Source organism: Burkholderia sp. AU15512, assembly GCF_002223325.1.
Taxonomy (GTDB): Bacteria; Pseudomonadota; Gammaproteobacteria; order Burkholderiales; family Burkholderiaceae; genus Burkholderia.
Window position 1 is genome coordinate 297,657 of record NZ_NKEX01000008.1, and the last position, 13,293, is coordinate 310,949.

A 13,293-nucleotide genomic window follows, 5' to 3' on the forward strand; every position below is an offset into this window, starting at 1 on the left:
AATCAAGAAGAATATCGAAAGCCGAAAATATTCGTTCCGGCCCACCGGGTGGCTTGCGTTATGGTCGATGGCTGCGCGCCTTGCGGCGCACGCTTGGACCCCGCCGGACGCCCCGGCGCGCGATCGTCGGCAGCATGGTGCCGGCGCGGGTCCGTCGATCGAACGCAATCGTGGGGAATACGAATGAACGAGCGAATCATGTCAACCGGCCGACCTGACGCGCATGCCGGAGCCGCATCATGAGCGAGACACGCAGACGGCTGAAGACGCTCGTCGGTGCCGCGAGCGTGCTGGCTGCGCCGGGCGATGCGGATCCCGCGCATGGCATGCGTCGCGCGGCGGCGCTCGCGCGCAAGGCGGAAGCCGAGAAGATCACCGGCCTCTTCACCGCCGACCTGTTGCAGGCCGATCCGGCCGGGCTCGCCGGCAGCACCGGCAGCCAGGAGCCGATCGTCGCGCTGGCCGCGCTGAGCCAGGCGACGTCGTCGATCGGGCTCGTCGCGACGGTGTCGACCACGTATCACCATCCGTACAATCTCGCGCGGCTGATCGGCACGCTCGATCACGTGAGCGGCGGCCGCGCTGCGTGGAACGCGGTGACGTCGTCGGTCGGCGAGGAGAATTTCGGCGACGCCGCATTGCCCGACCCGGAGCAGCGCTATGCGCGCGCCGCCGAATTCGTCGAAGTCGTCAACGCGCTGTTCGACGCGAACGCTCCCGACGCGGTGCGACGCACGCCGAGCGGCGGCGTGTCGGTCGATCCGCTCAAGCTCGGGCCGATCGATTATCGTGGCGCGCACTTCCAGGTGCAGGGGCCGTTGAACGTGCCGCCTTCGCCGCAGCTGCGTCCCGTGCTGTTCCAGGCGGGGCAGTCGGCGAGCGGCGTGACGCTCGGCGCGCGGTTTGCGGAAGTCGTCTACACGTCACAGCCGACGCTCGAGGATGCGCGCACGTTCGTCGGCGAACTGCACCGGCAGGCGGCGGCATTCGGCCGGGCAGGGCGGCTGCCGCTCGTGATGAACTCGTTCCACTCGGTGATCGGCGAATCCGACGCCGACGTCGCGCGACGGCTGCGCGACAAGCATGAACGCATTGATTACGAGCAAGGCCGGCTGAAGCTCGCCGACATGCTCGGCGGCGGCGTCGACTTGCGCGACCTGCCGCTCGACCAGCCGTTGCCGGGATCGCTGCTGCCGGCGATCGACAGCGTGCATCGCCGGCGCGGCCGCGTCGCGATTTTCGTCGGCTATGCGCGGCAGCGCCTGACGTTGCGCGAGCTGATCATCCGCGCCCAGGAAACCGGCCACTGGTTCGTCGCGGGCACACCCGAACAGCTCGCCGATGCGATCGAAGCGCGTTATCGCGCGGGGCTCGTCGACGTGCTGTCGCTGCACGGGCTCGGGCAGCCCGACCAGGAGGACCTGCTGCTCAACGGGCTGCTGCCCGAATTGCGCCGGCGCAACCTGCTCGATACCGATTACCTCGGCGACGATTTCCGCACGAACCTGGGGTTGCCGGCCTTGCAGCGCGAGACCGCGACGGCTTGAACGGCCAAACGGCGAGCAGGCGGCGCGTGTACGATGGCGGGACGGCGCTTCCGCTTCATCCTCGCGCCGCAACATCGACGCAAGGATGCTGATGTGAATCACGAGATCACGACGCTCGCGCAACTCGAGGCCATCTACGGGACGCCGCACGAACGTGCACTGTGGAAGGAAATCGACCACCTGAACGACGACTACCAGGCGTTCGTGCGCGCGTCGCCATTCGTCGCGCTGTCGTCGGTCGGGCCGCACGGCACCGATGTTTCACCGCGCGGCGATGTGGCGGGATTCGTGTCGATCGTCGATCCGAAGACGCTCGCGCTGCCGGATCGGCCGGGCAACAACCGGATCGATACGCTGCGCAATATCGTGGCCGATCCGCGCGTGTCGCTGCTGTTCCTGATTCCCGGCGTCGGCGAGACGTTGCGCGTGAACGGCCGCGCGACGATCAGCGCCGAGCCCGGCTTGCTCGCGCGCTTTGCCGTCGACGGGAAGGCGCCGCGCACGGTGGTGCTGATCCACATCGACGCGGCTTATTTCCATTGCTCGAAGGCGATCGTGCGTTCGCGGCTCTGGGATCCGGGTACTCGGATCGAACGTGATCAGCTGCCGAGCGCGGGTGCGATGCATCGGCGATTAAGCGGCGGTACGTTCGACGGCGAATCGTACGATCGCGACCTCCCGGCGCGCACGGTCGCCGGGCTGTACTGAGTGCGCGAGAGGCGATCCGCGCGCGCATCGGTGCGAATCGTCCGCCCGGATCGGGCGTCGCATTTCGCGATCGCGTTGAATGACTGAAGTCGGATGAGACCCGGCGACGGGGGCCGGGAACGGCTACTTCAGCCGCTGCACCATGCCCGTTGTTTGCCCGACACTCGCGGCGTCGCCTTCGCTCCTTACGCCGCCAAGAACATCCGTCGGGTTCGCCTTGCCATCTCCCGTCCCGCGCAATCCCCTTGTCTGGCCGTTACAGCCTGGCGTGGCCATCTCCCGGCGAACCGCCGATAGCCCGTGCAACTACTGAGTTGCTGCCGAAAATGGTTTATGGTCAAATGACCATGTCAAGTGACCCATATGTTTGTTTCATCCCCAATTGGCGGCCGCCGCTCGATCGCGGATGGTCCAGACGTGGGCAACATTTTGCGAAGGCGTCCGGGTGGCGTGGCAATTGGCGCGCATCGACCACCGGAAGTCAGGCGAAATCCCGGGAGATGAAGCAGGCGTCCGCGTATCGACGCCTGAGCAGCTTTCGCCCATCGGCTGAAAGCGCCCTGGCTGAAAAAAACAAGAATTTCTGGAGACGGTGCTAGTGAACGAAATGCACAGCAGGACGAACCAAGCGATTGACCCTTCGGCGCTGCGCGCCCAACTGCGAGACCGCGCGTTGCTGGAGACGCGTGCGTGGCTGGCGTCGGGATGGGCGGAGGGCACGGATGGCCGATCGTTTCCCGTCACGAATCCGGCCACGGGCGACATTCTGGCGCGCGTGGCCAGCCTCGACACCGCGGCGGTCGAGCAAGCCATTGCCTCTTCGGCGCTGGCCCAACAAGCCTGGCAGAAGCGGACCAGCCACGAGCGCGCAAAGCTACTGCGCGCCTGGTACGACCTGATCGTGGCGAATGCCGACGATCTCGCGCTGATCATGACGTCGGAGCAGGGCAAGCCGCTGGCGGAGGCCCGCGGCGAAATCATATATGCGGCTTCTTTCGTGGAGTGGTTCGCCGAAGAAGCGAAGCGGGTCTACGGCGACGTCATGCCTCACCCGCAAGGCGACAAGCGCATCGTCGTCATTCGTCAGCCGATCGGCGTGTGTGCCGCGATCACGCCGTGGAATTTTCCTGCCGCGATGATCACGCGCAAGGTCGCGCCGGCACTGGCCGCAGGCTGCTCCATCATCGTGCGCCCCGCCGACCTGACGCCGCTCACGGCGCTAGCGCTTGCCGTGCTGGCCGAGCGCGCGGGCATTCCCGCCGGTGTCCTTCAAGTGGTGTGCGGCCCGTCGCGCGAGATCGGCGCGGTGCTCACGGCCAGCCCGGTCGTGCGCAAGCTTTCGTTCACCGGCTCGACCGAAGTCGGCCGCGTGCTCATGAGCCAGTCGTCCGCGACGATCAAGCGACTCTCTCTCGAACTCGGCGGCAACGCACCCTTCATCGTGTTCGACGACGCGGATCTCGACGCGGCGGTTGAAGGTGCGATGGCGTCGAAGTACCGGAACAGCGGCCAGACCTGTGTATGCGCGAATCGTTTTCTCGTCCAGGCCGGCATTCATGACCGCTTCGTCGACGCGCTCACGCGGCGAGTCCAGGCGCTCAAGGTCGGAAACGGCATCGAACCGGGGGTGCAGCAGGGGCCGCTGATCCAGCAGTCCGCCTGCGACCACCTGAATCAGCTGATCGACGATGCGCTCGGCAAGGGCGCGCGCATCGTCACGGGCGGCAAAGGCCATCCGCTTGGCGGCACGTTTTTCGAGCCGACCGTCATTGCCGATGCAACGCCGGCCATGCGCGTCGCGCGCGAGGAACTCTTCGGGCCCGTCGGCCCGGTGTTCCGCTTCGAGGATGAAGCGGAAGCGATCGCGATGGCCAACGACACCGAGTACGGGCTCGCCGCCTATCTCTATACACGCGACCACGGCCGCATCTGGCGTGTGGGCGAGGCACTCGAGTACGGCATGGTCGGCCTGAATACCGGCGTGATTTCCAACGAGGTCGCGCCGTTCGGCGGGGTCAAGCAATCGGGCCTGGGCCGTGAGGGTTCCCGTTACGGCATCGAGGAATACCTGGAAATCAAGTACCTGTGCACCCAGGTCTAACGGCCACCGTCCGCATCAAGGAAACGTCAATGGAAATGCTCCCGCAGTCGATGCTCTTCGAAACTGTTCCGTCCATTCTCCAGGAATGGGGTTGTGCGCGCCGCCTGGGTCAGGTGATGGCGGCATGGACGGAGCGCCGCCATGTCCTGATCGTGACCGACGCTGGGCTGCACGAGGCCGGTGTGCTGGAACCGGCGAAAGCGTCGCTGGCGGCCGCGGGATTCCGCGTGGCGGTGTTTGATGAGGTCGTGGCCGACCCGCCGGAAAACGTGGTGTTGCGCTGCGTCGAGTTTGCACGCAGTGCCGAGGCGGACGTCGTGATTGGCCTGGGCGGCGGCTCGTCGATGGACATCGCAAAACTGGCCGCCGTGCTCACCGTGTCGCGGCAATCGATCGCGGAAATGTACGGAATCGGCAACGTTCAGGGTGCGCGCCTACCGCTGGTGCAGATCCCGACGACGGCGGGTACCGGGTCGGAAGTCACCAACATTTCCATCGTTTCGGTTAACGAAACAACCAAGATGGGCATCGTCGCACGTCAGCTGTATGCCGACAAGGTGATCCTGGATGCCGAATTGACGGTCGGCCTGCCACGCAGCCATACCGCTGCGACGGGCATCGACGCGATGGTTCACGCCATCGAGGCCTATACCAGCAAGCACAAGAAGAATGCCCTCTCCGACGCGCTCGCACGCGAGGCGCTGCGATTGCTGGTGAGCCACCTGATCCCGGCTTGCGAAAACGGCGCGGACCGCCGCGCCCGCGAGGCCATGCTGCTGGGCGCCACGCTGGCGGGGCAAGCGTTCGCCAATGCCCCGGTGGCCGCGGTCCATGCGCTGGCGTATCCGTTGGGGGGGCATTTCCATATCCCGCACGGCTTGTCCAACGCGTTGATGCTGGCACCCGTGCTGCGTTTCAACGCCGACGCGGCGGCTTCGCACTATGCGGAACTGGCGGACGTCGTCGGCGCGGGTGGAACGGGCGACGCCACGGCGCGCACGGCGGCGTTCATCGCCTTCCTGGAAGACCTGATGGATCGATCCGGCGCGCCGCGACGTCTGCGCGACGTGGGTGTCACGCAATCGAGCCTGCCGACCCTCGCGGCCGATGCGATGAAGCAGCAGCGCTTGCTGTTGAACAATCCGGTCGTCGTCACCGAGTCGGACGCATTGCGCCTGTACGAACGGGCCTACTGAACCGACGCCGGCCAATCCGCAGTCGCCGTAACGTTAATAGAGAGAATGCACCGTGAACAATGTAGAAAGGATTGAGCACCACGAGATCGTTATCCTGGGTGCGGGCTTCGGAGGCCTCGGCATGGCCGCTCGCATGAAAATCGCGGGCATCGACGACTTCGTCGTGCTGGAGAAGCGTCCCGATCTCGGTGGCGTATGGCTGGACAATTCGTATCCCGGCGCGGCATGCGATACCGAATCGCACCTGTACTGCTACAGCTTCCATCCGCATTTGCGCGTGAGCGCGATGTATGCCGGCCGCAACGAGCTGCTGCACTATCTGAAATCGCTTGCCGCGCGGTTCGACCTGACGGAACACCTGCGATTCAACCTCGAGATTCGCAGTGCCGAATGGGATGCCGGTGCAAGCCTCTGGCGGTTCGCGCTGAATGACGGCTCCCGGATGACCGCACGATTCTTCGTGCCGGCATGGGGGCAATTGAACCGTCCGATGATTCCCGCGGTTCGCGGCCTGGCGGATTTCAACGGCGAGTATTTCCACTCCGCCGAGTGGCGGCACGACGTGGACCTGAGCGGCAAGCGGGTGGCAAGCATCGGCAACGCCGCCAGCGCCGTGCAGTATGTGCCGCTCATCGCGCCGAAGGTCGATCACCTGACGGTATTCCAGCGAAGCGCGAACTGGATCATGCCGCGCAACCAGATCGTCTTCTCGGCGGAGCAGCTCGATACCTACGAGCGCGAGCCCCATCTGTTCGAAGAAAGCCGGAAATCGCTGCACGCTTTCCGCGAGTCCGGGTTCGAGCGGACGCGGATGGGGTCCAGCGCGCAGCAGGAAGGCAAGAGTCTCGCGCTGGCGCACCTGCATCGCCAGGTGCCGGACCCGGTCCTGCGCGAGAAACTGACGCCGGACTATGAATACGCGTGCAAACGGATCCTGCGATCGGACGACTACTACCCGGCACTCATGCGCGACAACGTCGCGCTGGAGACGGCGGGGGTGGAATCGTTCGTCGACGAGGGCATCGTGACCCGGGACGGCCGCCTGCTTCCGTTCGACGTGGTCGTGTTCGGAACCGGCTTCGAGAGTCAGGCTTTCCAGGGCAGCCTGCAGGTTCGCGGCACGGACCGCACGTTGGCCCAGGCGTGGGAGGACGGCCCGGAAGCGTATCTCGGCATGACCGTGCCGGGCTTTCCGAACATGTTCATGCTGTATGGGCCGAATACGAACCTGAACCACAACTCCATCGTGTCGATGCTCGAGATCCAGCAGAACTACATCATCGACGCGATCGGCGGCATGGCTTCGGCCGGCGTGAAGGCGGTCGACGTCGATCGGGCCGTGTTCGACGAGTACAACAGCAAGCTGCAATCGGCGATGGTCGGCTCGGCGTTTTCGGCGGGCTGCTCGAGCTGGTACAAGAACGCGCAAGGCAAGGTGATCAACAACTGGCCGGGCACGGTGGACGAATACCGCGCCGTGACGCAATGGGATCAAAGCGTGTTCGCTGCGATCTGAGCGGGGATGCCCATGACATCGATGCACTGGTTGCCGCTGACCGAGGTGGCTGACGATGCGCGGGACGCCGTTCGGGCGTTCCGCGAAGGGGGCGGGCGACACTACGGCAGCTTTTCCGTCGACCAGTCGCGCGTGAACTTCGTGCGCGCCTGCGAATTGAACGGCCTCGCCGCCGACGCAGCGGTTGCCCACGACGATATCGACGTTCCGGTCGCGGACGGCAGCATTCGGCTACGGCTCTATCGTCCGCCCGGCGAGGAGCGCGTCGAGGGCAAACCGCTGGTCGTCTTCATTCACGGCGGCGGGTGGGTGATCGGCAGCGTCGACACGCATGACGGCATCTGCCGTCATCTCGCACGGCATGGCGGTTGTGTAGTCGCTTCCGTGGAGTACCGGCGATCGCCGGAGCACCGGTGGCCGATCCCGCTCGAAGACTGCGAGCGCGCATTGGACTATCTGGCGGCCAACGCTTCCGCGCTCGCCATCGATGCGTCCCGGGTGATCCTGGCGGGCGACAGCGCCGGCGGCAACATGGCGACCCTCATCGCCAATGCGGCACCGGCGGCGGGACCCGCGGTCATCGGGCAGATCCTGTTCTATCCGGTGACGGACCTGACGGCGTCGCTGCCGTCCTACCAGCGCATTCAAGGCGGATTTCCGCTGGTCGCCGAGTCGATGCGCTGGTTCCGGGAACACTACGTGCCGGCCGGCACGCCGTTCGATCTTCCACGCCTGTCCCCGCTGCTGCATGCGGAAGGCCGGCGGCAGCCGCCGATGTTCATTGCCACGGTGGGGCTGGATCCGCTGTGTGACGAAGGCATTGCCTACGCATCGTGCGCGGCCCGTGCGGGGAGCACGGTCGAGCATCTCCATCTACCCGGGCATCATCACGGCATCATCACCGCGGCCCGCACGATCCCGGCAGCGAGATACCTGCTGGATCGCGCCGTTTCCTTTGTCAGGCGGCTTGCCGAACCAGACGGCTTCAAGGCTTGACGCGTCGATCGTCGCGCGGGTCGGCGCATTCGCCCCTTGCGACCGGTCGGGTAATGGAAACTCCTGATTCAAATTGTCCCTCGACTGCATAGACTGGGAACCGTGGAACTTGGTCAATTGATCATGTTCGGGGTGACCGGTCAAACCGGGATGCACACCTCAATGACCCGCGTGCATGCGTGGCCGGGTGTAGCGGGGGGGCACGTACTGGTTTGAAACGTTGTCGCCGGCATGCACGTGCGAGCGTCTTTTTCTTCCGTAGTCACATGACCAAGTCAACTGATCTAGTCGTGCGGCGTTACGGATATTTTCAATAACGGGTCATCGGAGGGATCTCATGACTAAGAATCAAGCAGATTCGGGTTTGCCTGAGCACGTAGAGGTACTAATCATCGGGGCGGGGATCTCGGGGCTCGATGCCGCTTGTCATCTTCGCATGAACTTGCCGGACCGCTCGTTCGCCATCCTGGAAGCCATGGATGGATTCGGCGGTACGTGGTGGACCCATCGCTACCCGGGCGCGCGTTCCGACAGCGACCTGTACACGTACGCATTCGGATTCCGCCCGTGGCAGGGCCGCTCGATCGCCACGGCGGAGGAGATCCACAGCTATCTGGGCGATGTCATCAAGGAATACGACCTCGGTTCGAAGATCCACTACGGGCATCGTGTTCAAACGGTGAGCTGGTCGAGCGAGCAGAAGCGCTGGACGGTCGAGGTGTCGCGCAAGGATACCGGCGAACACTTCTCGATCACCACGGACTTCCTGTGGCTGGGGGCGGGGTACTACGACCATCGGCAGGGCTTTACGCCGAAGTGGAACGGGTTCGACCGCTACAAGGGAACGGTCGTGCATCCGCAGCACTGGCCGGAAGACCTCGACTACGCCGGCAAGCGGGTGGTCGTGATCGGCTCGGGCGCGACCGCCGCGACGCTGATTCCAGCGATGGCCGGCACCGCGGCGCATGTGACGATGCTGCAACGGTCGCCGACGTTCTTCACGGCGGTTCCGTGGACCCACCAGCTGGACGCGACGCTGCGTGAACTGAGCCTGCCCGAGGAGTGGCGCTCCGAGATTCTGCGGCGTGCACACCTGAAGCAGACGTTCGACCTGATCAACCTGTCCGCAGCGAACCCGGACGCCGTTCGCGACTGGTTGATCAACGAGACCCGGCAACAGCTGCCGGAAGGGTTCGACGTCGACAAGCACTTCAATCCCAGCTATCGCCCGTGGCAGCAGCGCGTGGCGGCGGTGCCGGAGGGCGACCTCTTCACGGCGATCCGGGAGGGCAAGGCGTCCGTCGTGACGGACACCATCGAATCGTTCGACGAAAGCGGCATCGTGCTGGCGTCGGGCGAGCACCTGCAGGCGGACATCGTCGTGACGGCGACGGGCTTCGACATGAGCGCTTTCGGCCAGATCGCGTTCCACCTCGACGGCGAACCGGTCGACATGTCGAAGCGGGTCTCGTATCGGGGAATGATGATCGAGGGTATCCCGAACATGGCGTTCATCTACGGCTATTACCGGTCGAGCTGGACGTTGCGCGCCGATCTCGTGTGCGAATTCACCTGCCGCGTCCTGGCGCATATGGACAAGGTGGGCGCGAAGACGGTGGAGCCGTGCCTGCGCGCCGAAGACGCGGACATGCAGCGGCTGCCGTGGACCGACCCGAACAACTTCAATGCCGGGTACGTGATGCGCTCGCAACACCAGATGCACTTGCGTGGCGATCGCATGCCGTGGCAGCACCACTTCGAGTACGAGGAGGAGCGCCAGACCATTCCGGAATTGAGCCCGGATGCCGAAGTCCTCGTGTATCGCTGATCTCCGCGCAACGTTCGAATAAAGGTGAAGTTATGGCACTCGATTTGTACCTCGCTGGTTTTCTCGAATCCCTTGCCGGGTCCGGCGCGAAACCGCTGTCGCAGTCCAGCCCGGAAGAGGCGCGCGGATTGATGCAGCATCTGGCGCGCGCCGTTCGCGCACCGGAGGCCGTGGTCGACGTTCACGGCGTGGAAGACCTGACCGTTCCCGGCGCGACCGGATCGCTGCGGGCGCGGCTGTACCGTCCGACCCAGGAGCGCAATCTGCCGACGGTCGTCTATCTCCATGGCGGCGGATTCGTGATCGGCGATCTGGATACCCACGACAATATTTGCCGGGAGCTGGCGCGCGGCGCCAACGCGGTCGTCGTCTCGGTGGATTACCGGCTGGCGCCGGAGTATCCGTATCCGGCCGCGGCGGACGATGCGATCGCCGCCACCCGATGGGTGATCGCGAACGCGGGTGAGCTGGGCGGCAGCGACGTCGTCGCGGTGGCCGGAGACAGCGCCGGCGGCAATCTGGCCGCGGTCGTGACCCAGCAACTGCACGCCGACGGCATTGCGCTGTCCGCCCAGTTCCTGATCTACCCCGCGGTCGCGCAGGATCGCGCCGGCTTTCCTTCCTTCAAGGAAAACGGCGCAGGCTACTTTCTCGACCTCGAGACGATCGCCTGGTTCGAGCGACATTACGTGCCCGACGGGACCAACCGGGAGGATCCGCGACTGGCGCCGATCCGTGCGAAAAATCTTGCCGGGTTGCCGCCCGCGGTCATCCTGACCGCCGAATTCGATCCGCTGCGCGACGAGGGCGAGGCCTATGGCCGCTTGCTCCACGCGAGCGGCGTGAAGGTCGACACGATCCGGTGCGACGGCATGATTCACGGGTTCTTCGACATGGGGGCGATCTCCCCGGGCGCCCAGGCGTGGATCGAGAAGGGCATCGCGAGCTTTCGAACGTTACTCGGCGCCGCGCAGCACCATTGATACGTTGGCGGAAGCGACCTGATTTCGCTTTTCGCCATTTCGTGGCCGCACGCGGTTCGATGGATGACCTCCAACGGTGCCGATGCGGCCGCGCAGTGCTGATGCATGACGGCATGAAGCCGATCGCGCGGCGGCTCGCTGAGGCCGCGACGCGAATGGCGGAATCGATGCATCAGGTAGTTGCTTGTGAAGCGTGCAGGCATCTATCGAGGACACAGACCCGTGAAGAACTCATTCGATTATCTTGTTGTAGGCGGCGGCTCGGCCGGCAGCGTGCTGGCTTCGCGTTTGACCGAAGATCCCGACGTGACGCTGTGCCTCTTCGAAGCCGGCGGCACCGGCGATGGATGGCCCGTCACCGTGCCGGCCGCCCTGGTGCTGATGATCCCGTCCAAGCTGAACAACTGGGCGTTCGAGACGGTGCCCCAGAAGGGGCTGCAGGGGCGACGCGGCTACCAGCCGCGTGGCAAGGCGTTGGGCGGATCGTCCGCGATCAATGCGATGGTGTACACGCGCGGCCATCATGCCGACTACGACGATTGGGCCGCGCTCGGCAACGAAGGCTGGGGCTGGAACGACGTCTTCCCGTATTTCAAGCGAAGCGAGCACAACGAGCGGCTCGGCAATGAATGGCACGGGCGCGGCGGCCCGCTGTGGGTCAGCGACCTGAGGACGGACAATCCATTCCAGGCGCGTTGGCTGGACGCCGCACGAGAGTGCGGCCTGCCCGTCACGGACGATTTCAACGGTGCGGAGCAGGAAGGCGTCGGCATCTACCAGGTGACCCAGAAGAATGGCGAGCGCTGGAGTGCGGCACGCGCCTATCTTTTTCCGCACCTGAAGACGCGCGGCAACCTGACGGTGGAGACGGGCGCGCAGGTCCGGCGCATCGTGTTCGACGGCAAGCGGGCCGTGGGCGTCGAGGTCACGCGTGGCGGGAATGTCGAGACGGTCTGGGCGAAGAAAGAGGTGATCCTTTCCGCCGGCGCGCTTCAATCGCCGCAGTTGCTGATGTTGTCCGGCGTCGGTCCGAAGGACGAACTCGAGCGTCTCGGGATCCAGGTCGTCGCCGATCTCCCGGGCGTGGGTGAGAACCTGCAGGATCATCCGGACTTCGTCGTCAGCTACAAGACGAACAGCCTGGATGCGCTCGGCGTATCGGTGCGCGGCGCGATCAAGACGCTGGGCGACATCCGGCAATACCGGAACTCGCGAACCGGTACCCTGACCACCAACTTCGCCGAAGGCGGCGCATTCCTGAAGACGCGTCCCGATCTCGATCGCCCGGACGTTCAGATGCATTTCGTCGTCGGGCCCGTCAGCGATCACGGACGGAAGGTGCGGCTCGGACATGGTCTTTCCTGTCACGTGTGCCTGCTGCGGCCGAAAAGCCGTGGGTCGGTCAAGCTGCGAAGCGCCGATCCGCTCGATGCGCCGTTGATCGACCCGGCATTCCTCGAGCACGACGACGATCTCGAGGTCCTGGTCGACGGGTACAAGCTGACCCGGCGGTTGATGGCCGCGCCGGCGATGGCCCGGTTCGTGACGGAGGACGTGTTCGCGTCCCGGTCGCGATCGGACGACGACATTCGTGCGTTGCTGCGCGAGCGGACCGACACCGTGTACCACCCGGTCGGAACCTGTCGCATGGGGAACGACGCGCTCGCGGTCGTCGATTCCCAGTTGCGCGTACGGGGAACGGAAGGATTGCGCGTGGTGGATGCATCGATCATGCCGACGCTGGTGGGCGCAAACACGAACGCGCCGACGATCATGATCGGTGAGAAAGCCTCTGATCTGATCAGGAGGATCTCCCGATTCCCGTCCGCGATACCGGAAAACGCGGTGTGAGTGACCTTCTCGCCGACGTTCGTCGGCACGAAGGCCTCATCCGCACGTGAACGTCGCGAGCATGATGTGTGCAGCGACGTCCATGACCCGAAGGCAACGGCTCGCCGGCCGGTTGCGGCAAGACTGGACGTTGCCGGGGCATCGCGCGCTTTCTGGCGTCGAGCGCTCGCGCGGTGAGTCCTGGTGATGCGGCCAACCGCCGATCATGAACGCATCCTTGCTCGTTGAAGCGCAAGGCGAGCACGAGGCAAGCGATGCCGCCACCCGACGCGCGGATGCCGGGTGGCGACCTGTATGCGCCAACCACCGGAGAAAGACCGCTGCTTGCTTCATGGCGATGAGTCGCCGCAACCGACGAACCAGTCGGCCGATCGATCTCGCTCGGCGTCCGGCCTCGTCCGGGCGCGGGAAATATTTTTCCCCAGCCTCTATCCCGATGGCGTCGGCGTGTGTCATGCCGAACGCCGTCTTCAATTCGACGAGCGATGCCTGTGAACGGGGACCCCCGTGCGGTGCCTGAACGCGGTCCGGAAGGTGTCCGCTTGCACGAAAGGCAACGACTCGGAA

9 protein-coding genes are annotated in these 13,293 nt (G+C 65.1%); all 9 read left to right on the top strand.

The annotated features are described in order from the left end of the window. Positions 1–239 precede the first annotated feature (239 nt). The 9 genes from CFB43_RS33665 to CFB43_RS33705 all read left to right on the top strand — a co-directional run bounded on the left by CFB43_RS33665 (position 240) and on the right by CFB43_RS33705 (position 12,726). Positions 240–1,547, top strand: coding sequence for an NtaA/DmoA family FMN-dependent monooxygenase (locus CFB43_RS33665; protein ID WP_089498450.1), 1,308 nt, complete (start codon positions 240–242; stop codon positions 1,545–1,547). Positions 1,548–1,640: 93 nt separating this feature from the next. Then, positions 1,641–2,255 (top strand): pyridoxamine 5'-phosphate oxidase family protein, encoded by a 615-nt coding sequence (locus tag CFB43_RS33670; protein WP_256990175.1) that lies wholly within the window; start codon positions 1,641–1,643, stop codon positions 2,253–2,255. Positions 2,256–2,862: 607 nt separating this feature from the next. Then, a complete protein-coding gene (locus tag CFB43_RS33675) occupies positions 2,863–4,356 on the top strand; it encodes an NAD-dependent succinate-semialdehyde dehydrogenase (protein WP_089499044.1) in 1,494 nt (497 codons plus the stop codon). Between the two features lie 29 nt (positions 4,357–4,385). After that, positions 4,386–5,552 carry an iron-containing alcohol dehydrogenase gene (locus CFB43_RS33680; protein WP_089498452.1) on the top strand — a complete coding sequence of 389 codons (1,167 nt, stop codon included), beginning with the start codon at positions 4,386–4,388 and terminating at the stop codon, positions 5,550–5,552. A 52-nt stretch (positions 5,553–5,604) separates the two neighbouring features. Beyond that, positions 5,605–7,068, top strand: coding sequence for a flavin-containing monooxygenase (locus tag CFB43_RS33685; protein WP_089498453.1), 1,464 nt, complete (start codon positions 5,605–5,607; stop codon positions 7,066–7,068). Between the two features lie 12 nt (positions 7,069–7,080). Then, positions 7,081–8,064 (top strand): alpha/beta hydrolase, encoded by a 984-nt coding sequence (locus tag CFB43_RS33690; protein ID WP_089498454.1) that lies wholly within the window; start codon positions 7,081–7,083, stop codon positions 8,062–8,064. 337 nt (positions 8,065–8,401) lie between these two features. Beyond that, positions 8,402–9,892, top strand: coding sequence for a flavin-containing monooxygenase (locus tag CFB43_RS33695; RefSeq protein ID WP_089498455.1), 1,491 nt, complete (start codon positions 8,402–8,404; stop codon positions 9,890–9,892). Between the two features lie 32 nt (positions 9,893–9,924). Continuing rightward, positions 9,925–10,875 (top strand): alpha/beta hydrolase, encoded by a 951-nt coding sequence (locus CFB43_RS33700; protein ID WP_089498456.1) that lies wholly within the window; start codon positions 9,925–9,927, stop codon positions 10,873–10,875. Between the two features lie 222 nt (positions 10,876–11,097). After that, the gene (locus CFB43_RS33705) at positions 11,098–12,726 is read left to right on the top strand and encodes a GMC family oxidoreductase (protein ID WP_089498457.1); all 1,629 of its coding nucleotides are present in this window, start codon (positions 11,098–11,100) and stop codon (positions 12,724–12,726) included. Positions 12,727–13,293: the final 567 nt, after the last annotated feature.

Bases quoted from the DNA above. Each gene is read 5' to 3' on its own strand.
- CFB43_RS33665 (WP_089498450.1), top strand. From the start codon at position 240: ATGAGCGAGACACGCAGACGGCTGAAGACGCTCGTCGGTGCCGCGAGC.
- CFB43_RS33675 (WP_089499044.1), top strand. From the start codon at position 2,863: ATGCACAGCAGGACGAACCAAGCGATTGACCCTTCGGCGCTGCGCGCC.
- CFB43_RS33680 (WP_089498452.1), top strand. From the start codon at position 4,386: ATGGAAATGCTCCCGCAGTCGATGCTCTTCGAAACTGTTCCGTCCATT.
- CFB43_RS33690 (WP_089498454.1), top strand. From the start codon at position 7,081: ATGACATCGATGCACTGGTTGCCGCTGACCGAGGTGGCTGACGATGCG.
- CFB43_RS33695 (WP_089498455.1), top strand. From the start codon at position 8,402: ATGACTAAGAATCAAGCAGATTCGGGTTTGCCTGAGCACGTAGAGGTA.
- CFB43_RS33700 (WP_089498456.1), top strand. From the start codon at position 9,925: ATGGCACTCGATTTGTACCTCGCTGGTTTTCTCGAATCCCTTGCCGGG.